This window comes from Pseudomonas sp. JL3 (assembly GCF_031570575.1).
Classification (GTDB): Bacteria; Pseudomonadota; Gammaproteobacteria; order Pseudomonadales; family Pseudomonadaceae; genus Aquipseudomonas; species Aquipseudomonas cucumis.
Window position 1 is genome coordinate 62339 of the sequence record NZ_JAKWJK010000011.1, and the last position, 19281, is coordinate 81619.

Annotated in this window: 20 protein-coding genes; 11 read left to right on the plus strand and 9 right to left on the minus strand. The window is 62.1% G+C overall.

All coding sequences use genetic code 11. The features are described 5' to 3' along the window. Nucleotides 1-2: 2 nt before the first annotated feature. The gene (locus MMG91_RS18750) at nucleotides 3-4319 is read right to left on the minus strand and encodes a DEAD/DEAH box helicase (RefSeq protein ID WP_310660357.1); all 4317 of its coding nucleotides are present in this window, start codon (nucleotides 4317-4319) and stop codon (nucleotides 3-5) included. Nucleotides 4320-4544: 225 nt separating this feature from the next. On the opposite strand from MMG91_RS18750, the gene MMG91_RS18755 reads away from it, so the two are divergent. Both MMG91_RS18755 and MMG91_RS18760 read left to right on the plus strand, forming a co-directional pair. Continuing rightward, the gene (locus MMG91_RS18755; RefSeq protein ID WP_305447084.1) at nucleotides 4545-5429 is read left to right on the plus strand and encodes a sugar nucleotide-binding protein; all 885 of its coding nucleotides are present in this window, start codon (nucleotides 4545-4547) and stop codon (nucleotides 5427-5429) included. Further along, nucleotides 5422-6351 (plus strand): NAD-dependent epimerase/dehydratase family protein, encoded by a 930-nt coding sequence (locus tag MMG91_RS18760; RefSeq protein WP_310660358.1) that lies wholly within the window; start codon nucleotides 5422-5424, stop codon nucleotides 6349-6351. The genes MMG91_RS18755 and MMG91_RS18760 overlap by 8 nt, the downstream gene beginning before the upstream one ends. Before the next feature lie 74 nt (nucleotides 6352-6425). Here MMG91_RS18760 and MMG91_RS18765 read toward each other — a convergent pair whose 3' ends face one another. The 5 genes from MMG91_RS18765 to MMG91_RS18785 all read right to left on the minus strand — a co-directional run bounded on the left by MMG91_RS18765 (nucleotide 6426) and on the right by MMG91_RS18785 (nucleotide 10559). Next, entirely contained in the window at nucleotides 6426-7124 is a 699-nt protein-coding gene (locus MMG91_RS18765) for an OmpW family protein (protein ID WP_305503463.1), read from the minus strand. Between the two features lie 167 nt (nucleotides 7125-7291). Continuing rightward, nucleotides 7292-7810 (minus strand): DUF3299 domain-containing protein, encoded by a 519-nt coding sequence (locus MMG91_RS18770; RefSeq protein ID WP_305449867.1) that lies wholly within the window; start codon nucleotides 7808-7810, stop codon nucleotides 7292-7294. Between the two features lie 11 nt (nucleotides 7811-7821). Further along, on the minus strand, nucleotides 7822-9087 hold the full coding sequence (locus MMG91_RS18775; RefSeq protein WP_310660359.1) for an ABC transporter permease: 1266 nt from the start codon (nucleotides 9085-9087) through the stop codon (nucleotides 7822-7824). A gap of 1 nt (nucleotide 9088) precedes the next feature. After that, a complete protein-coding gene (locus tag MMG91_RS18780) occupies nucleotides 9089-9799 on the minus strand; it encodes an ABC transporter ATP-binding protein (RefSeq protein ID WP_305503460.1) in 711 nt (236 codons plus the stop codon). A gap of 166 nt (nucleotides 9800-9965) precedes the next feature. After that, entirely contained in the window at nucleotides 9966-10559 is a 594-nt protein-coding gene (locus MMG91_RS18785; RefSeq protein ID WP_305447079.1) for a DUF2796 domain-containing protein, read from the minus strand. A gap of 135 nt (nucleotides 10560-10694) precedes the next feature. Between MMG91_RS18785 and MMG91_RS18790 the strand changes: the two genes are divergently transcribed. Next, complete coding sequence (locus MMG91_RS18790) at nucleotides 10695-11042, plus strand: hypothetical protein (RefSeq protein WP_310660360.1); 348 nt, start codon at nucleotides 10695-10697, stop codon at nucleotides 11040-11042. Nucleotides 11043-11071: 29 nt separating this feature from the next. On the opposite strand, the gene trxA is transcribed toward MMG91_RS18790, so the two are convergent. The 3 genes from trxA to MMG91_RS18805 form a co-directional block, all read right to left on the minus strand. Continuing rightward, nucleotides 11072-11944 (minus strand): thioredoxin, encoded by an 873-nt coding sequence (gene trxA, locus MMG91_RS18795; protein WP_310660361.1) that lies wholly within the window; start codon nucleotides 11942-11944, stop codon nucleotides 11072-11074. A 99-nt stretch (nucleotides 11945-12043) separates the two neighbouring features. Next, the gene (locus tag MMG91_RS18800; protein ID WP_310660362.1) at nucleotides 12044-12700 is read right to left on the minus strand and encodes a 50S ribosomal protein L11 methyltransferase; all 657 of its coding nucleotides are present in this window, start codon (nucleotides 12698-12700) and stop codon (nucleotides 12044-12046) included. Beyond that, nucleotides 12697-13161, minus strand: coding sequence for a YbaY family lipoprotein (locus MMG91_RS18805; protein WP_310660363.1), 465 nt, complete (start codon nucleotides 13159-13161; stop codon nucleotides 12697-12699). The genes MMG91_RS18800 and MMG91_RS18805 overlap by 4 nt, the downstream gene beginning before the upstream one ends. 117 nt (nucleotides 13162-13278) lie before the next feature. On the opposite strand from MMG91_RS18805, the gene nrdR reads away from it, so the two are divergent. From nrdR to MMG91_RS18845, 8 genes are all read left to right on the plus strand, one after another. Then, nucleotides 13279-13743, plus strand: coding sequence for a transcriptional regulator NrdR (gene nrdR, locus MMG91_RS18810; protein ID WP_007906838.1), 465 nt, complete (start codon nucleotides 13279-13281; stop codon nucleotides 13741-13743). Then, a complete protein-coding gene (ribD, locus tag MMG91_RS18815) occupies nucleotides 13740-14873 on the plus strand; it encodes a bifunctional diaminohydroxyphosphoribosylaminopyrimidine deaminase/5-amino-6-(5-phosphoribosylamino)uracil reductase RibD (RefSeq protein ID WP_310660364.1) in 1134 nt (377 codons plus the stop codon). The genes nrdR and ribD overlap by 4 nt, the downstream gene beginning before the upstream one ends. Nucleotides 14874-14920: 47 nt before the next feature. After that, complete coding sequence (locus tag MMG91_RS18820; protein WP_305503452.1) at nucleotides 14921-15586, plus strand: riboflavin synthase; 666 nt, start codon at nucleotides 14921-14923, stop codon at nucleotides 15584-15586. Between the two features lie 31 nt (nucleotides 15587-15617). Continuing rightward, nucleotides 15618-16709 (plus strand): bifunctional 3,4-dihydroxy-2-butanone-4-phosphate synthase/GTP cyclohydrolase II, encoded by a 1092-nt coding sequence (gene ribBA / locus MMG91_RS18825; RefSeq protein ID WP_007906834.1) that lies wholly within the window; start codon nucleotides 15618-15620, stop codon nucleotides 16707-16709. 91 nt (nucleotides 16710-16800) lie between these two features. Next, nucleotides 16801-17277, plus strand: coding sequence for a 6,7-dimethyl-8-ribityllumazine synthase (gene ribE, locus MMG91_RS18830; RefSeq protein ID WP_003228649.1), 477 nt, complete (start codon nucleotides 16801-16803; stop codon nucleotides 17275-17277). Further along, entirely contained in the window at nucleotides 17274-17774 is a 501-nt protein-coding gene (gene nusB, locus MMG91_RS18835) for a transcription antitermination factor NusB (protein WP_038981348.1), read from the plus strand. Before ribE ends, nusB begins: the two co-directional genes overlap by 4 nt. 18 nt (nucleotides 17775-17792) lie before the next feature. Further along, nucleotides 17793-18758: a thiamine-phosphate kinase gene (gene thiL, locus MMG91_RS18840; protein WP_310660365.1), complete on the plus strand. Its 966-nt coding sequence runs from the start codon at nucleotides 17793-17795 to the stop codon at nucleotides 18756-18758. Beyond that, nucleotides 18755-19258, plus strand: coding sequence for a phosphatidylglycerophosphatase A (locus MMG91_RS18845; protein WP_008073949.1), 504 nt, complete (start codon nucleotides 18755-18757; stop codon nucleotides 19256-19258). The genes thiL and MMG91_RS18845 overlap by 4 nt, the downstream gene beginning before the upstream one ends. Nucleotides 19259-19281 lie beyond the last annotated feature (23 nt).

Here is a 19281-nt window from a genome sequence, read left to right on the forward strand (position 1 = left end):
GATCAGTGTCGGGTGAGTTTGTTGTGTAATTCGGCACTGGCCTGCTGATCCAGCTCCAGCCAGAACTGCTGCTTGCCGGCGATCTCGGCGGCGGCCGGTATGCCGTCGCGATACACCAGTCGATTGCTCGCCAGCGCCGGCACTTTCGCGCCTGGCAACAGGGTGCCGGCGAGGTTCAGCGGATCCACCCCACACACCGCGATCAGACTTCCATCGTGTGGGCGCCGCCGAACTTCGCGTAGCAACGGAATCGCCTCAGGCAGCGCAAACTGCTCCCCCGCCAGACCACTGACAAACCGCCCGCCCCGAATCTCGCCCCGGGCCTCGAGCCGATGGAACGTGCGCAGCAATTCCCGCCAACTCGGCAGCCAGTCCGCCTCACGTTCCAGCAAGCGCCAGAACACCACGCCGTAACGGCGTAGCAAGGTCATGGCGATGTGTTCCAGGGTTTCGCTGGGCGTAGGCGCGGGACGTTGCTTATCCACAACCGGGGCGGCAGCACCGCGGCGTAACAAGGCCCAGCGTCCGGCATCGTCCATGCCGCCGACAAACGCTCCACGCCCGCGTCGGCTGCTGCGATTCTGGCGTTTGCTGGCCGGGGTAATCAGCGCCCGCAGGCCGGCGAAACTGTCGGCGTTTACCAACCCGGCACCGACCAGTTCCTGCAAGGCGATTTCCAGTTCCGAGCGCAGCAGATGGGCTTCGTGAATCAACTCATCGAAAAACAGTGCGCCGTGCTGGCTGAGCGCTTCATGGACTTTTTGCGTTTTGGGTGACAGCTCGCTGACCGGCGTCTGTTCGGTCAAGCTGCTCCACAACCCGACCTGACTGCGCGGCAGCAGCAGAATCGGCGTGCTGCGCAATGCCGTGCCGGCGCTCTTGTTGCGCGCGGTCAGGCGGGTCCAGACCAGTTTTCCGCTGCGGCATAACTCATCCAGCCAACTCGCCGAATAGTCTTTGAGCCGCGCCGGCAGAATATCGCTGTCCCACGCCGAAGCGGCGGCGGGGTAGCCTTCGAACTGGCTGATGATCGCCGGCAACACTGCGTTGCCCTGGCCTTGGCAGGCGGCGGAAAGATGCTGCCAGTCGAACAGAAAGCGCATGAAATCCTGCAACGCGACTGGTTCGATTTCCCGTCGCAGTCGTTTGACCGTGTAGCGATGAATCCGCGCCAGCAGATGCCGTTCGCACCATTCTTCGTCAGGGGCGCCTGGGGTGAATTGCCCACGTAGTACATAACCTTCGCGCTCCAGTTGCCCCAGAGCCTGAGTGACTTGAGTCGCCGGTAATCCAAGCGGCTCGGCAATCACCTTTAGCGGCAACGGACCAAACGCGCTGAGCCGCGCGCGGATCACTTCCAGCACCGCTTCGTCCGGCTCCCAGGTTTCATCGAAACCGGGCAATGCCTCCAACGGAGGGATTAATTTGGCCTGTGGATAAATCGCCCGCAGGCAGGTCAGTCGTTCCAGCGCTAACCACAGCGATTGCTCGGTGTTGATCTGCAAACGGCTGGCGCGGCCACTGTCGGCCAAGGTGTTCAGCCACTCGAGCCAATTCGGGTTGGCCTGGGCTTCGGCCTCGGTAATGCACGCGAGGCTCATCAGCGCTTCATGCATTTCATCAATGCCGGTGGGCGTTGGCCAGGCTTCGTCACGCACGGCGGTAATCGCCTCAGCGTCCAGCGCGCCGAGATCATCGGTGGACTGCGGATCGCTCCAGCGACGGTTGAGCACTGCCTGAGTGCGGCGCTCTTCCAGTGGCGCATCGTCGAGAAAGGTGTAGGGGCGGGCGCTGAGAATCTCCGCCGCCAGTGGCGAAGGCGCTGGCAGATCACGGCTGATCAGACGGATGTCGCCCTGTTCCATGCGCCGCAACAACGCCAGCCAGCCTTCGCTGTCCATGGCTTCGTGCAGGCAATCATCAAGGGTTTGTTCCACCAGCGGATGGTCGGGAATCTCGCGCTCGCCGGCGAGGTTTTCCACACAGGCGATTTGATCGGGAAACACGCTGGCGATCAGGTCTTCGCTCTTCATCCGCTGGATCTGCGGCGGTACTTTGCGTCCGCCGCTGTAGCGCGGCAGCGCCAAAGCGACCCCGGCGTTCCAGCGCCAACGCACACCGAACAGCGGCGCCTCGAGCACTGCTTGAATCAGAGTGTGCTCGGCGCTATTGCTGTGCAGATAACGCCAGACGTCCTCCAGCTCGAAGCTGTGACCGGTGGACAGCGACAGCACGATGGCGTCCTCGCTGGCGGCGGCCTGCAATTCGAAGTTGAAGGTGCGGCAGAAGCGCTTGCGCAGGGCCAGGCCCCAGGCGCGGTTAATGCGGCTGCCGAACGGCGAGTGGATGATCAACTGCGTGCCGCCGGACTCGTCGAAAAACCGCTCCATCAGCAGCGTGTCTTGCGATGGCAAGGCGCCGAGGGCCTGCCGTGCCCGGGCCAGGTAATCGACTAATTGCTCGGCGCTGGCGAGGTTCAGGCCGAGGGTGTCGGTCAGCCAGTCGACCGCTGGCTGCAGGTTGCCGGGTGTGGCGCCGAGCCGCTCATCGAGTTGCGCTTGCAGGCGGGCCACGGCGAACGACAGTTCATCGCTGCGACCCGGTGCTTCGCCGAGCCAGAACGGAATGGTCGGTGGTTGGCCCTGTGCGTCCTCGACCCGGACCTTGCCGGTTTCGACCCGCAGGATTCGATACGACGTATTACCCAACTGAAAGATATCCCCGGCGATGCTTTCCACCGCGAAGTCTTCGTTGACGCTGCCGATGTTCAGCCCTTGAGGCTCCAGCAAAACGCTGTAGTCGGCGTTGTCCGGAATCGTCCCGCCGCTGGTCACTGCAGTCAGCTTGGCGCCTCGACGGCCGCGCAGAGTGCGGCTTACAGCGTCCCGGTGCAGGTAAGCGCTGCGAATACCCAGGCGCCCGTTGTAGCCCTCGGCGAGCATTTGCAGCAGTGCCTGATAGTGCTTTTCGTCGAGCGTGGCGTAAGGCGAGGCTTTTCGCAGCATGTCCAGTAGCGCCTGTTCCTGCCATTCCTGGCAGCTGACCTCGGCGATGATCTGCTGGGCCAGCACGTCCAGCGGCGCTTCTGGGATCTGCAACGTGTCGAGTTCGCCACGGCGGACGCAGTCGAGCAGGGCGGCGCATTCGATCAGATCGTCGCGAGTGGTGGCGAATAACCGGCCCTTGGGCGTGCCGCCGACCTGGTGCCCGGAGCGGCCGACCCGTTGCAGAAACCCGGCAATCGAGCGCGGTGACGCGATCTGGCACGCCAGGTCGACGTCGCCGATATCGATCCCCAGCTCCAGCGAAGCGGTGGCGATCAGTACCTGCAGCTCGCCGCGCTTGAGCCGTTGCTCGGCGTCCAGGCGAAACTCTTTGGCCAGGCTGCCATGGTGGGCGGCAACGGCCTCTTTGCCGAGACGTTCGCTCAAGTGGCGACTCAGGCGTTCGGCCAGGCGCCGGGTGTTGACGAAAATCAGCGTGGTCCGGTGTTCACGGGCGAGGGCGGCGAGTCGGTCATAGACCAATTCCCAGACGTCGTTGGCCATTACCGCCGACAACGGCACGGGCGGCACCTCTATATCGAGATCCCGTGGGCGGGCGTGGCCGATGTCGATGATGTCGCAGTCGCGATCACGGCCGACCAGAAAGCGCGACACCGCTTCGATGGGTTTTTGCGTGGCGGACAGGCCGATACGCACCAACGGTTGCGCGCAAAGCGCCTGTAAACGCTCCAGGCTCAGGGCCAGATGACTGCCACGTTTGCTGGCGGCAATGGCGTGGATTTCGTCGACAATCACCGTGTGGGTGGTGCCGAGCATTTGCCGGCCGGAGTCGGAGCCGAGTAGCACGTAAAGGGATTCCGGGGTGGTCACCAGAATGTGCGGCGCGGTTTTGCGCATGGCCGAGCGCTCTTTTTGCGGCGTATCGCCGGTGCGCACGGCGGTGCTGATCGGCACGTCGGGCAGGCCCATCACCCGCAACTGTTCGGTGATGCCGGCCAGCGGGTTTTGCAGGTTGATCTGGATGTCGTTGGACAGCGCCTTGAGCGGCGAAACGTAGACCACCAGGGTTTCGTCCGGCAGGCCGTCCGGGCTCTCCAGGCCACGATGGACCAGATCGTCGAGCACGGCCAGAAACGCGGTGAGGGTTTTGCCGGAGCCGGTGGGCGCGGCGATCAGGGTCGAGCGGCGCTGGCGGATCAACGGCCACGCCCGGGCCTGGGCGGCGGTGGCCGTCGCGAAGGTATTGCTGAACCAGGCGCTGACGGCGGGGTGAAAGCCTGCCAGAGCAGCGTCCGTGGGGATGGGCAGATTCATGGAGTAATTTATGCGGGTGGGGGCGGGAAGTTGCAAGTACCGCTCAGGATCTGTGCCCGCGAAGAGACCAGTAGCAGCACCACAAATCCCTGGGATCTACACTTTACGGATGACGGTTGCGTACTAAACCCGCAAAATGCAACGATTCCGGCAATTATTGAGGGCATCGCCTGCGGGCGCTGTCGATAAAGCCATCGTTCCAATCAGACTGGGCCTGCTGACTCTATGCGAATGCGCCTTATGTTACTGGGCGGCGGAAATGCCCTTGGGCAGGCGCTGATTCGCCTCGGTGCGGAGGAAGACATCGGTTTCCTCGCCCCCCGCCCACCACAAGACGGCTGGGACGCCGCGAGCCTGACGCAACTGCTCGACGATACCCGTCCGGATGCGTTGATCAATCTCGCCTACTATTTTGACTGGTTCCAGGCGGAGACCGTCAGCGAACAGCGTCTGGCCGGGCAGGAGCGAGCCGTCGAACGGCTGGCCGAGCTGTGCCAGCATCACAACATTGTGCTGCTGCAACCGTCGAGTTATCGCGTGTTCGATGGCTCCCGGGCAACTGCTTACAGCGAAAAAGACGAACCGGTACCGCTGGGCTTGCGCGGTCAGGCCTTGTGGCGAATCGAGCAAAGCGTGCGCGCCACCTGTCCGCAGCATGTGCTGCTGCGTTTTGGCTGGCTGCTCGATGACAGCCCCGAGGGCACCCTCGGGCGATTCCTGAGCCGGGCCGAGAAAGCTGAAGAACTGCTGATGGCCGATGACCGTCGCGGTAATCCGACGCCGGTGGACGATGCCGCCCGGGTGATCATTTCGGTGCTCAAGCAACTCGATTGCTCCGCGCCACTGTGGGGCACTTACCACTACGCCGGGCATGAGGCGACCACGCCGCTGGCGTTGGGGCAGGCTATCCTTACCGAAGCACGCGCTTTACACCCGCTGGCCATCGAAGCGCCGACCGCCCAGGCTCATGCAGCCCGGCCCGACGCCGCCGAAGAACCGCAACACGCGGTGCTGGCCTGCAAGAAAATTCTGCACACTTTCGGGATCAAGCCCCGCGCTTGGCGCGCGGCACTCCCGGGCTTACTGGATAGGTTTTATCGCCATGGCTGACGGCCCTGTTTTAATCACCGGCGGTGCCGGTTTCATCGGTTCGCACCTGACCGACGCCTTGCTCGCCAAAGGGTATTCGGTGCGGATTCTCGATGACCTCTCCACCGGCAAACGCAGCAACCTGCCGCTGGACAATCCCCTCGTCGAACTGATCGTGGGCGACGTCGCCGATGCTGCACTGGTGGCGCAGGCGATGGTTGGTTGCAGCGCTGTGGCGCACCTGGCCGCGGTGGCCTCGGTGCAGGCCTCGGTGGATGATCCGGTGAAGACGCATCAGAGCAATTTCATCGGCTCGCTGAATGTCTGCGAAGCCATGCGTCAGACCGGCGTCAAACGGGTGCTGTACGCGTCCAGCGCAGCGGTCTACGGCAACAATGGCGAAGGCGAGTCGATTGATGAAGACACGCCCAAGGCACCGTTGACGCCGTACGCGGCGGACAAGTTGGCGAGCGAACATTACTTCGAATTCTATCGCCGCCAGCATGGTCTGGAACCGGTGGTTTTCCGTTTCTTCAACATCTTCGGCCCGCGCCAGGATCCGTCCTCGCCGTATTCCGGGGTGATCAGCATTTTCAGCGAGCACGCGCAGAAAGGCTTGCCGATCACCGTGTTCGGCGATGGCGAGCAGACTCGGGATTTTGTCTATGTCGAGGACTTGGTGGACGTGTTGGTGCAAGCCATCGAGAAGCCGCAGGTCGAAGTCGGCGCGGTGAATGTCGGCTGGAATCAGGCGACGACCCTCAAGCAAATGCTTGCAGCCCTTGAAGCGGTGGTCGGCAAGCTGCCGCCCGTGAGCTACGGCCCGGCGCGCTCCGGTGACATCCGCCATTCACGTGCGAACAACCGGCGGTTGCTGGAGCGGTTTACCTACCCGCAGCAGACACCGATGAGCGTCGGCCTGGCGCGGTTGCTGGGACGATAGATCGTTCCCACGCGGAGCGTGGATACGATCAATGAAAAAGGCGCCTGTCGAGGCGCCTTTTTTTTGCCGCGGGTTTAGAACTTGTAACCCAAACCAACCATGTAGATGAACGGGTCCACATCAACGTCGACCTTGGCCCGGGTGCCCGGCGCGACGGCGTTGTTTTCCACGGTCGCGGTGGTGTCGATGTCGATGTAACGTACCTGGGCGTTGATCATTACGTTGTCGGTCAGCATGTAGTCGGCACCGATCTGCCAGGCCAGACCCCAGGAGTTATCCGCCTTGAAGTTGCTGAAGCCATTGGCGGCGGCTTCGCTGCTGACATGCTCATCGTAGATCCAGGTGTAGTTGATACCGCCGCCGATATACGGCTGGAACGCGGACTTGGCGTCCAGCGGGTAGTAGACCAGGCTCAGGGTCGGCGGCAGGTGTTTCAGAGTGCCGAGTTTGCCGTTGGCGGCGCCGAGGGCGGTGCCTTTGAGCTTCACGTCATGCTCGAACGGCGAGGCCGCGAGCAGTTCGATCCCCAGGTTGTTGGTGATCATGTAGGCGAAGTTCAGACCCAGTTGCGTGTCGCTGCTCATGGTGGCCTTGCCACCCAGATCGGCGCCCTTCAGCGGGCCCTGATCGACCTTGACGCTGGAGCTGTCGGCTTCCGGGTTGACGGTGATCGCACCGGCCCGAACGATGATGTCACCGGCGGTGTGAGCATGGACGAGCGGGGCGGCGAGCGCGAGGGCGAACAGCGAAGCGCAGAGCTTGAACTTGTGCATGGGGGCTCCAAAGGACGTCAGAAATGTTCGATGTCCAATGGTAGGGATCCAACTGATACGGTCTTTTGACTCAGCTCAATGAAACAGTGATGGCCCCGATTTTTGCGGAGCCTCATCGCGGGCAAACCCGCGATGGCAGTTTTGTTGGCAACACATCACTACCGGACTCACTCCGGCAGCTCATACACATAAATCTTGTCAGCCTCCATCTGATACCCGGCATCCGCCAACTCACTCGTGGACGCCTTGACCTGCAACGCACCTTCGATCCAGTACGGCTGATACAGCTCATCAAGCTTCACACCGACCTCGCTTTTGACATGCACGATCTGGTTCGACGGAGGAGGCGGTACGTGGATGCAGGCGCCGAAATACGGCACCAGCAGAAACTCCGTAGTGCGGCCTTCTTCACTGACTTCCAGCGGCACGATGTACCCCGGTAAACGAATATTCTGGCCGTCGAGGCTCTTCACCACCGGCGCGTTCGGCATGTCCTGCCTGGCCGCTGGGGCCGACTCCGCGGACAACGCGTCGCTCATCTTCGACAGGTCATGCAGCGGCGTCATGTTCGGCACTTCTGGCGCCGCATCCGGCGGGATCATTTCCGACCAGGTCAGGTCTTTCGGCTCGGCCGCCCACAGCGGAAGGGCAACCAGCATCAATAGCGCAAGCACAGCGCGGGGCATCATTAACGTCCTCATAGTCGGATCGACAGGCCATCGGCCAAGGATTGGCGATAAGCGCGCCAGGCCGGCACGCTGCCCATCAGCAGCGCGGCGATCAGGATGCCACCGAGCAGCGTCCATTCATATTCGCTCGGCCAGGCCAGCGGCAGGTATAAGCCGTAATTCGACTGCACATAACCCTGCGCCACGGCGATGCCCACATACAGCAGCGCCACCCCGGCAATCACCCCCGACAGCGCCAGGGCAAACGCTTCCAGCACCAGCAAGGTCGCAATATGCCACGGCCGCGCGCCCACCGAACGCAGAATCGCCATCTCGCGGCGCCGCTCGTTGAGGCTGGTGAGGATCGCCGTGAGCATGCCGATCAACCCGGTCAGCACCACGAACAGCGAGACGACGAACAAGGCTTTTTCCGCCGTGCTCATCAAACTCCACAGCTCTTGCAATGCCACACCCGGCAGGATCGCCAGCATCGGTTCGCCACGGAATTCGTTGATCTCCCGTTGCAGCGCAAACGTCGAAATCTTGCTGTTGAGGCCGAGCATGAAGGCGGTGATTGCTTGCGGCGTCAGGTCCAGGTTGCGCGCCTGATCGGCACTGATCCGACCATTGCCACGTGCCGGCACGCCGTTGTGCCAGTCGATGTGGATCGCTTCCATCCCGCCGAGGCTGATGTGCAGCGTGCGGTCTACCGGGGTGCCGGTGCGTTTGAGAATGCCGACGACGGTGAACGGTTTGTCGTCGTGTTTGACCAGGCTGATCGCCGCCACGCCATGGGCCAGCACCAGTTTGTCGCCGAGCTTGTAGTGCAGCGCATCGGCCACTTCGGCACCGAGTACCACTTCGAACGGATCGCTGGCGAAGGCGCGGCCGTCGGCCAGTTCGAGGTGCTGTTGATGGCCGTACTGGTAATGCTCGAAGTACGCCTCGGTGGTGCCCATCACCCGATAACCGCGATGGGAATCGCCGAGGGACATCGGGATCGCCCACTTTACTTTCGGGTTATTGGCGAAATGTTCGAAGCTGTCCCAACGAATGTTGTTGGTGGCATTGCCGATGCGAAACACCGAGTACAACAGCAGGTTCACCGAACCGGAGCGCGCGCCGACGATCAGGTCGGTGCCGCTGATGGTGCTGGCGAAACTGGCTTTGGCCTCGGTGCGCACCCGCTCCACCGCCAGCAGCAGGCAGACCGACAGGGCGATGGCGAACGCGGTGAGGATCGCGGTGAAGCGACGGTTAGCCAGGCTGGCCATGGCTAGACGAAACAAATACATCTCAGACCTCGGACGGGGTGGCGGCGCGATTGAGATCGGCCAGCGACAGGTGGCGATCGAACAGCGGAGCGAGGCTCTGGTCATGGCTGACAAACAACAGGCTCGACCCGGCTTCGCGGCATTCGGCGAACAGCAGGCGAATGAAGTTCTCGCGGGCGTCGTAGTCCAGCGCCGAGGTCGGTTCGTCGGCGATCACCAGTTCCGGCTGACCGATCAACGCACGTGCGGCGGCGACCCGTTGCTGCTGGCCGATGGACAGCGAATCGGCGCGGCGGCCAAGCAGGTTTTGATCGGTCAAACCCAGGTGGGCGAGCAGGGTAGCTGCGGCCTGATCGACACTGCCGTGACGCTGTTTCGCCCGTTCCGCGCGCAGTTTGGAGAAGTGGCAGGGTAATTCGACGTTCTCGCGCACCGAGAGGAACGGCAGTAAGTTGAACTGCTGGAAGATGTAGCCGGTGTGATCGACGCGGAAGTGGTCGCGGGCGCCGGCAGAGAGTTCGGTCAACTCTTGGCCGAGCAGGCGAATGCTGCCGCGATCAGGCTTTTGCACGCCACCGAGCAGGCCCAGCAGAGTGGTCTTGCCGCTGCCGCTGGGGCCTTTGAGAAAGAGGGTTTCACCTGGCATAAGGCGAAACGCCGGGATGTCCAGCAGCGGCGGATGACCGGGCCAACTGAAGCCCAGGTCGGACAGTTCGATGAGTGCTTGGGTCATAGCGCCGATTTCATGGGTTTTGGGTACTCGTCTCAATGTCACACTCAACACAAACCCCCGGTGGGAGCGAGCCTGCTCGCGATGAGGCCGTCACCTTCAACATAGATGTCGACTGTTCGGTCGCTATCGCGAGCAGGCTCGCTCCCACAGGGGATCTTCGGTGAATTCAGAATTTCAGGGCGGCAGCCTTGGCCGTCACTTCAACCCCTTGCTGCCCGCTCGGGCTGATCAGTTGTACCTGAATTTTCTGGGTGGCCGGGAATGTGTTGAAGATATTCGCCAGGTCCAGGGTCTTCAGCGCGCCCGGGGCCGAGCAGCTGAATTGGTAGTGGGCGTGGATCTCGCTGTGGTCGCGGTGATGCTCGTGACCGTCCTTGGCGTCTTCTTCGTCATGATCATCGGCATCCGGCTTGTCGCCGAACAACGGGCTTTCCAGTTCCTGAGTCGCGATTACGCAACCGGCGGCTTTCGGCAGGTTGAACAGCACCAGCGGTTTTTCCAGTTGCGCGCGGACGGCGGCGACTTTGGCCTTGTCGGCATCGGTGGTGGCGGCATGTTCAAAACCCACCAGGTTCATCGCCGGGCTTTCCAGTTCCAGCTCCAGCGTCTGGCCATCCAGCGCCGCGTTCAGGCGACCGACGCCATGTTCGTGGGCGCTGAGGCTGCCGTGTTCATCGTGATCATGATCATGCTCGACAGCCCCATGGGCGACAGCCAGCGGCAACAGGGCAAACGGCAAAGCGAGCAGCAGACGGCGCATGACGGGTCTCCGAAAAGTAAAATGAAAAATTTGTTATGTAATCTTATAACGAAAGCGCGGAGAGTTTGACCGTCTGCTTGGCGTTGCGCAAGACCCATGGGAGCATGCGGGTCAGGTATGTGCAGGAGCAGACTTATGTTGCGAATACGCGGAAGCATCGGCGACTGGCCGGTGGATTTGACGCTGGAACTGGATGAGGGCGACTGGGCGCAGCTCGGTGCGCAGTTGCAGGCAGCAAAACCCGAGGCGAGTGCGACGCCCGCCAAACCGATGAATCAGGACGATGCGCTGTGGCAGATCGCCCAAGAGCTGTTGCGCAAGGCCGGACAATTGAGCGGGCCGGATTTGCTGGAGCAGCTGGAAGGGCTGACCGGCAGCGCAGCGGCGGGCAAACGCTTGTTGGTGCGCTTGCGCCACTGCGCAACCGTCAAAGTGGTGAGCGGCGGAGATACGCCGCTGTACAGCTGGATCGAGCCAGCGTAGGAGCTGCCGCAGGCTGCGATCTTTTGACGTTAATAGAGAGCAGCAAACAACTTGCGACGGTACGTGGTCACCAGCAGGTGATCATTGCCCAGCAGTTCGAACACCTGCAGCAAGGTCTTGTGCGGCAAGCCTTCGCTGTAGCTGCGATTGCGGATGAACAGTTTCAGCAAGGCATCCAGCGCCGCGTCGTATTGCTGACGGGCCAGTTGCTGGATAGCCAGTTGATAGACCGCCTCATCGTCTTGCGGATCTTTCGCCAGGCGCGCTTTCAGGTCTGCCGCATCCGGCAAATCCCTGGCCTGGCCGAGGAACTGGATCTGCGCCTTGGCGCCGGCCAGCGCGGCCTTGTGCTCATCGGTCTTGACCGCATCAAGCACGATTTGCGCTTCACTCAGTTCACCGCGCTCGGTGAGGCAGCGGGCATAGAGAATCAGCGCCTTGGCATTGGTGTTGTCTTCAGCCAGCAATATTTTGAGCGTGGCTTCGGCGTCGGCGTAGCGGCCATCATCGAACAGCGCCTGAGCCTGTTCGAACGGGTCGGCCGCAGCGGGCGGCGGCATTTGCACGTGGGGTTCGAGCATGGTGCGCACAGCCGATTCCGGTTGCGCACCGGCAAAGCCGTCCACCGGCTGACCGTCCTTGAACAGCACCACCGTCGGCAGGCTGCGAATGCCGAAGCGCGCAACAATGTCCTGCTCGATGTCGCAGTTGACCTTGGCCAGCAGCAACTCGCCCTGATAGCTCTCGGCGATGGTTTGCAGCATCGGCATCAAGGCCTTGCACGGCGCACACCATTCGGCCCAGAAATCCACCAGCACCGGTTTGTGAAAAGAGTTCTCGATCACCGACTGGTCGAAATCGGCAGTCGTGGCGTCGAAAATGTACGGCGTTTCCTGACTCATGGGGGATCTCGTAAAAGCGTGGATGTGGTCACTATAAGGCTTGGTGGGGGCGGCCGGAAGTCAGAGTACTGATCGTTCCCACGCTCTGCGTGGGAACGATCATGTCCGGGTGGCGTGGTAAAGACTCACATGCCGAAACTCTTCAGGCTCGGCCAGATCCGGCAAGGTCATCGCTTCCAGCATTTCAATGCACCGATACAACGGATGGCGGAAATCCCTCACCCGCGAATCCGCCACCAACGCTTCCCGACCACGGCTGAGAAACTCGTCGAGCAACGGCAGATTCGCCCGGTCGTAGAGCACATCGGCCACCAGAATCAGATCAAACCGATCGGCCTCGGCGAAAAAATCCGTCGAGTAGTTGAGTTGCACGCCATTGAGTTCGGCATTCGCCCGACACGCGGCAATCGCCAGCGGGTCCAGGTCACAGGCCACCACTTCCAGCGCCCCGGCTTTCACCGCCGCAATCGCGGCGACCCCTGAGCCGGCGCCGAAATCCAGCACTCGTTTACCTTCGACCCATTGCCGGTGCTCGGCGAGATAGCGAGCCACGGCCAGCCCACTGGCCCAGCAGAAACTCCAGTACGGCGGCTCGTGGAGAATCCGCCGGGTTTCTTCCGGGCTGAAGGCTCGGTCCATGTTATCGCCGTCGATCAGCCAGAGTTTCAGCTCGGTGCCGGGTAACTCACAGGCTACAAGCTGTGCATCGCCGAGCAGTTCACTTAACGCCTGTTGCAGGTCGAGCGGTGCAATCATGGCGCTTTGACGAATTGCAGCTGACCCAATGCCTGGGTGGTTGGCTGTGTGATCATTTGCGCCGGCAGATGCAGAATCAACTGCCCGGACTGGCTGGCGCGGCCGCGAAGCTCGACGCGGGCACCGGCCGGAAAGGATTCGGGGTTGAAACGCAGACGAAACGGCAACGCCTGATTGGTGCCGATCAGGTTGGAACTGGCGAGCAATTGTTGCGGGCGATCCTTTTCGTCGACCACCAGCAATGCCAGTTCGACTTCGGCACCGGCCGGCACGCCCTGCAGGGTGCCGCTCAATTCACGTTGATAAGCCGGCAGCGGACCGAGTTCGGCCGACACCTTGGCTTTCTTCTGCGCCTGTTGCTGTGCAGGGCCGGGCGTTGGCGGCTGGGGCTTGGGCGCATCGCTGCCACAGGCCACCAACAGGCTGAAAAGACTGAGCAAAATGAGTGGTCGTAAAGACATTGGCGGCTCCAGCAAGCGAAATCCATATACAGCCAGTCTGTATACCGCAAACCCTATGGCTTGTCTTGCCACGGGGATGCGCTACCATGGCCCTCCCATTTTTTGTTGCCTGCCACCATGCACTGTCCCTTCTGCGGTGCCAACGACACCAAGGTCATCGACTCGCGTCTGGTCGCCGAGGGCGAACAGGTGCGCCGCCGGCGTGAATGCCTGGCCTGCGGCGAACGTTTCACGACGTTTGAAACCGCTGAACTGGTGTTGCCGCGCCTGATCAAAACCGACGGCAGTCGCCAGCCGTTCGACGAAGAAAAACTCCGCGCCGGTATGCAGCGGGCGCTGGAGAAGCGCCCGGTGAGTGTCGAGCGCCTCGAATCGTCGCTGGTGCACATCAAACACAAGTTGCGCGCCACCGGCGAACGCGAGGTCAAATCCCTCGTGGTCGGCGAACTGGTGATGGCCGAGCTGAAGAAGCTTGATGAAGTCGCCTATATCCGCTTCGCTTCGGTGTACCGACGCTTCCAGGACCTCAACGAGTTCCGCGAAGAGATCGATCGCCTCGCCCGTGAACCGGTGAAAGAATGACCACTTCTGCGGAACAAGCCATCCTCGACGCCCATTACATGGCCCGGGCTCTGGAACTGGCGCGCAAAGGTCATTACACGACGCATCCCAACCCCCGGGTTGGCTGCGTGGTGGTGCGCGACGGGCAGATTGTCGGCGAAGGCTGGCATGTGCGCACCGGCGAGCCCCACGCCGAAGTCCACGCCCTGCGCGCCGCTGGCGACAAGGCGCGGGGCGCCACGGCTTACGTGACGCTTGAGCCTTGCAGCCACCACGGCCGTACGCCGCCTTGCGCCGATGCGCTGGTGAATGCCGGTGTGGCGCGCGTCGTTGCGGCGATGCAGGACCCGAACCCGGAAGTCGCCGGTCGCGGTCTGCAACGTCTGGCCCAGGCCGGTATCGTCACTGAAAGCGGCGTGCTGGAAGGCGAGGCGCGCACGCTCAATCAAGGCTTCCTTAAACGCATGGAACACGGCTTGCCGTTCGTGCGGGTCAAGTTGGCCATGAGCCTGGACGGTCGCACGGCGATGGAAAGCGGTGAAAGCCAATGGATCACCGGCCCCGCGGCGCGTTCGGCGGTACAGCGTTTGCGCGCCCAGGCCAGCGTGGTGCTGACCGGCGCCGACACGGTGCTGGCGGACAACGCCCGTTTAACTGTGCGTGCCGACGAGTTGGGTCTGGACGCTGAGCAGACCGCGTTGGCCATGAGCCGTCCGCCGCTTCGCGTGCTGATCGACGGTCGCCTGCGGGTGCCGCTGAATGCACCGTTCTTCAAGGCGGGTCCTGCACTGGTCGCCACGTGTGTCGCGGTGGAAGAACAGTACGCCAACGGCCCGGAATGCCTGATCGTGCCGGGCGATGATGGCCAGGTCGATCTGCATCAGTTGCTGGTCGAACTCGCCAACCGTGGCGTCAATGACGTGTTGGTCGAAGCCGGCCCGCGACTGGCTGGCGCGTTTGCCCAGCTCGGGCTGGTGGACGAATTCCAGATCTTCATCGCCGGCAAGTTTCTCGGCTCCTCGGCCAGTCCCTTGCTGGACTGGCCACTGGCGCAGATGAAAGATGCGCCTGAGCTCAAAATCACGGAAATTCGTGCGGTTGGCGATGACTGGCGAGTCACTGCCATTCCTGTGCCATTGGCGAGCGTATAATTCCCGGCCATTGCTCTAGCGCTGGCTCTGTTCTCGAGGAGGACTCCATGTTTACCGGTATCATCGAATCCATCGGCAGTATTCGTGCATTGACCCCAAAAGGTGGAGATGTGCGGGTTTACGTAGAAACCGGCAAGCTCGACCTGAGCGACGTCAAGCTGGGCGACAGTATTGCCGTCAACGGTGTGTGCCTGACGGCGGTTGAATTGCCGGGCAATGGCTTTGCGGCTGACGTCAGTCGCGAAACCCTCGATTGCACCGCCATGAATGACCTCAAAAGCGGCAGCCCGGTCAACCTGGAAAAAGCCCTGACCCCGACCACCCGCCTCGGTGGGCACTTGGTCAGCGGTCACGTCGATGGTGTCGGCGAAGTGGTTGCCCGCACCGAAAATGCCCGCGCCGTGGAATTTCGCATCCGCGCGCCGAAAGAACTGGCCAAGTACATCGCCCACAAAGGCTCGATCACCGTCGACGGCACCAGCCTGACCGTGAACGCGGTCGATGGCGCCGAATTCCTGCTGACGATCATTCCGCACACCCTGAGCGAAACCATCATGGCGTCGTACCAGCCTGGTCGCCGGGTAAACCTGGAAGTCGACTTGCTGGCCCGTTATCTGGAGCGCCTGTTGTTGGGCGATAAGGCCGCAGAGCCTGCAAAGTCCGGCAACATTACCGAAAGCTTTCTGGCCGCCAACGGCTACCTCAAATCCTGAACCTCAATTTTTGAAAGAAGGGGGGTGCCTTGTGGCGCTCAATAGCATCGAAGAACTGGTTGAAGACATCCGCCAAGGCAAGATGGTCATCCTCATGGATGACGAAGACCGCGAGAACGAAGGCGACCTGATCATGGCCGCCGAGTGCTGCCAGCCTGAACACATCAACTTCATGGCCAAGCACGCCCGTGGCCTGATCTGCATGCCGATGAGCCGCGAGCGCTGCGAACTGCTCAAGCTGCCGTTGATGGCGCCGCGCAACGGTTCCGGTTTCGGCACCAAGTTCACCGTGTCCATCGAGGCCGCCGAAGGGGTGACCACCGGTATCTCCGCGGCCGACCGTGCGCGCACCGTGCAAGCCGCTGCCGCCAAAGATGCCAAGGCTGAAGACATCGTCAGCCCCGGCCACATCTTCCCGCTGATGGCCCAGGCCGGCGGTACGCTGGCCCGCGCCGGTCACACCGAAGCTGCCTGCGACCTGGCGCGCATGGCCGGTTTCGAGCCGAGCGGTGTGATCTGCGAAGTGATGAACGACGACGGCACCATGTCCCGTCGCGCCGAACTCGAAGCGTTTGCCGCCGAACACAACATCAAGATCGGCACCATCGCTGACCTGATCCACTACCGGATGATCCACGAACGTACCGTTCAGCGGATTGCCGAGCAGCCGCTGGACAGCGAATTGGGCCAGTTCAACCTGGTCACCTATCGTGATTCGGTAGAAGGCGACGTGCATATGGCCCTGACCCTGGGCACCGTGTGCGCCGAAGAGCCGACGCTGGTCCGGGTGCACAACATGGACCCGCTGCGTGACCTGTTGATGGTCAAACAACCGGGCCGCTGGAGCCTGCGCGCCGCCATGGCTGCGGTTGCCGAGGCTGGCAGCGGCGTGGTGCTGTTGCTCGGTCACCCGCTCGATGGCGACGTGTTGCTGGCGCATATCCGCGAAACCGCGGATCACAGCGCAGTGAAAAAACCGACCACTTACAGCATCGTCGGTGCCGGTTCGCAGATCCTTCGGGACCTGGGCGTGCGCAAAATGCGCCTGATGAGTGCGCCGATGAAATTTAATGCGATATCCGGTTTCGATCTGGAAGTTGTAGAATACGTGCCCTCCGAATAATGACCGGCAGTTTGCGGGCCTGTATTCGCGGTTAACACATCACTGAGGGGCGCGTAGAAAACGCGTCCCGGCTCTTTAAGAGATCTAACGAATGACCCTGAAGACCATCGAAGGTACCTTCATCGCCCCTAAAGGCCGCTACGCTTTGGTAGTGGGCCGCTTCAACAGCTTCGTCGTTGAAAGCCTGGTCAGCGGTGCAGTTGATGCCCTGGTTCGCCATGGCGTGAGCGAAAGCGATATCACCATCATCCGTGCGCCTGGCGCCTTCGAAATCCCGCTGGTTGCGCAAAAAGTCGCTCAGAAAGGCGAGTTCGCGGCAATCATCGCCCTGGGCGCAGTCATTCGTGGCGGTACTCCGCACTTCGAATACGTGGCGGGCGAATGCACCAAGGGCCTGGCCCAGGTGTCCATGGAGTTCGGCGTACCGGTCGCTTTCGGCGTACTGACCGTTGATTCCATCGAACAAGCCATCGAACGTTCCGGCACCAAGGCCGGTAACAAAGGTGCTGAAGCTGCCCTGTCCGCTCTGGAAATGGTCAGCCTGCTGGCGCAGTTGGAGGCCAAGTGATTAGCGACGATAGCGATCGTTTCAACCCGCGCGATCCAAAGCCTGCGGATGCCGGCAAGCCATCGAAAAGCGTCAAGCGTCGCGAAGCCCGTCAGCTCGCGACTCAGGCGCTGTACCAATGGCATATGGCCAAGCAGTCGCTGAACGAGATCGAAGCGCAGTTTCGGGTCGATAACGATTTCAGCGATGTCGACGGCGCCTACTTCCGTGAAATCCTGCATGGGGTTCCGGCACAGAAGGACCGGATCGACGCCGCACTGGCGCCATGCCTGGACATCACCATCGAAGAGCTGGACCCGGTTGAACTGGCGGTTCTGCGCCTGTCCACCTGGGAACTGCTCGAGCGTGTCGACGTGCCGTACCGCGTTGTGATCAACGAAGGTATCGAACTGGCCAAGGTCTTCGGTTCCACGGACGGCCACAAGTTCGTCAACGGTGTGCTCGACAAGCTGGCTCCGCGTCTGCGTGAAGCTGAAGTGAAGGCGTTCAAGCGCTAACCAGCGCTTGAATTTGCAATGGGCGAGTTTGAGCTGATCCGCAATTTCTTCGCCGCCGCGCCTTGTGCGCAGGGCGGCGAAGGCGTTGCCCTCGGGATCGGCGACGACTGCGCCTTGCTGGCTGTTCCCCCCGGGGAGCAGTTGGCGATTTCCACCGACACGCTCGTGGCCGGTGTGCATTTCGCAGACCCCTGCGACCCGTTTCTGCTCGGTCAGCGCTCGCTGGCTGTGGCTGTCAGTGACCTTGCCGCCATGGGCGCTGCTCCCATTGCCTTTACCCTTGCCCTGACCTTGCCGACGGTGACCACCGATTGGCTGGAAGCCTTCGCCCGTGGTTTGAACCTCATGGCGCAAAATTGCGGCGTGGCGCTGGTGGGTGGCGATACCACCCGCGGGCCGTTGAGCCTGACCATGACCGTGTTCGGTCGGGTGCCGGCCGGTTTGGCGTTGACCCGCAGTGGTGCTCAACCGGGCGATTTGCTCTGCGTGGGCGGTGAGTTGGGTAACGGCGCGGGCGCATTGCCGTTGGTGCTCGGCCAGCGAATGGCTGACCCGGCCATCGCTGATCCGTTGCGTGCCCATTACTGGTCGCCGCAACCGCAGCTGGGTCTGGGCATGGCATTGCGCGGCAGAGCCACTGCGGCGCTGGACATCTCCGACGGCCTGCTCGCCGACTGCGGGCACATTGCCCTGGCGTCGAAAGTCGGGGTTCAGGTAGAGCACAGTAAGCTGCCGTTGTCGAAGGCGCTGCTGGCCTTCCTTGGTCAGTCGGGCGCCGAGCAAGCCGCCCTGAGCGGTGGTGACGATTACGTGCTGGCCTTCACCTTGCCGCCCGCCGAGTTGCCATCGTTGCTGGCGGACGGCTGGCCGATCCATGTGCTCGGGCAGGTGGTTGCAGGGCAGGGCGTGATTCTGCTGGACGCCGACGGACACGACATCACCCCGCCAATCCGGGGTTATCAACATTTTCGGGAGACACCGTGACAGATCATCCCAAACAGGTCCCGGCGGAGTTCGTACCGCCGTCGGTCTGGCGCAACCCTTGGCATTTCCTGGCGTTCGGCTTCGGCTCGGGCACCCTGCCAAAAGCGCCGGGCACCTGGGGTTCGTTAGTGGCGTTACCCTTCATTCCGTTGTGGCAGATGCTGCCCGATTGGGGCTACTGGCTGATGCTCGGCATTACCATGCTGTTCGGCTTCTGGCTGTGCGGCAAGGTCGCCGATGATTTGCGCGTGCACGACCACGAAGGCATCGTCTGGGACGAAATGGTCGGGATGTGGATCACCCTGTGGCTGGTGCCGGAAGGTTGGTATTGGTTGCTGGCGGGATTCCTGATGTTCCGCTTCTTCGACATCCTCAAGCCCTGGCCGATCCACTGGATCGACCGTCATGTGCACGGTGGTGTCGGGATCATGCTCGACGACGTGCTGGCCGGCGTATTTGCGTGGTTGGCGATGCAAGGACTGGTGTGGTTCTTCGTCTGAGGCGTCAAGTGAGAGAACCGGGG

Coding starts and splice junctions, on each gene's coding strand:
- ribD (WP_310660364.1), top strand. CDS start 13,740: ATGACCACTTCTGCGGAACAAGCCATCCTCGACGCCCATTACATGGCC.
- MMG91_RS18800 (WP_310660362.1), bottom strand. CDS start 12,700: ATGATTGCACCGCTCGACCTGCAACAGGCGTTAAGTGAACTGCTCGGC.
- MMG91_RS18755 (WP_305447084.1), top strand. CDS start 4,545: ATGCGAATGCGCCTTATGTTACTGGGCGGCGGAAATGCCCTTGGGCAG.
- MMG91_RS18765 (WP_305503463.1), bottom strand. CDS start 7,124: ATGCACAAGTTCAAGCTCTGCGCTTCGCTGTTCGCCCTCGCGCTCGCC.
- MMG91_RS18805 (WP_310660363.1), bottom strand. CDS start 13,161: ATGTCTTTACGACCACTCATTTTGCTCAGTCTTTTCAGCCTGTTGGTG.
- MMG91_RS18775 (WP_310660359.1), bottom strand. CDS start 9,087: ATGTATTTGTTTCGTCTAGCCATGGCCAGCCTGGCTAACCGTCGCTTC.
- trxA (WP_310660361.1), bottom strand. CDS start 11,944: ATGAGTCAGGAAACGCCGTACATTTTCGACGCCACGACTGCCGATTTC.
- MMG91_RS18750 (WP_310660357.1), bottom strand. CDS start 4,319: ATGAATCTGCCCATCCCCACGGACGCTGCTCTGGCAGGCTTTCACCCC.
- MMG91_RS18770 (WP_305449867.1), bottom strand. CDS start 7,810: ATGCCCCGCGCTGTGCTTGCGCTATTGATGCTGGTTGCCCTTCCGCTG.
- MMG91_RS18790 (WP_310660360.1), top strand. CDS start 10,695: ATGTTGCGAATACGCGGAAGCATCGGCGACTGGCCGGTGGATTTGACG.
- MMG91_RS18785 (WP_305447079.1), bottom strand. CDS start 10,559: ATGCGCCGTCTGCTGCTCGCTTTGCCGTTTGCCCTGTTGCCGCTGGCT.
- ribE (WP_003228649.1), top strand. CDS start 16,801: ATGACCCTGAAGACCATCGAAGGTACCTTCATCGCCCCTAAAGGCCGC.
- MMG91_RS18760 (WP_310660358.1), top strand. CDS start 5,422: ATGGCTGACGGCCCTGTTTTAATCACCGGCGGTGCCGGTTTCATCGGT.
- MMG91_RS18820 (WP_305503452.1), top strand. CDS start 14,921: ATGTTTACCGGTATCATCGAATCCATCGGCAGTATTCGTGCATTGACC.
- MMG91_RS18780 (WP_305503460.1), bottom strand. CDS start 9,799: ATGACCCAAGCACTCATCGAACTGTCCGACCTGGGCTTCAGTTGGCCC.
- thiL (WP_310660365.1), top strand. CDS start 17,793: ATGGGCGAGTTTGAGCTGATCCGCAATTTCTTCGCCGCCGCGCCTTGT.
- nrdR (WP_007906838.1), top strand. CDS start 13,279: ATGCACTGTCCCTTCTGCGGTGCCAACGACACCAAGGTCATCGACTCG.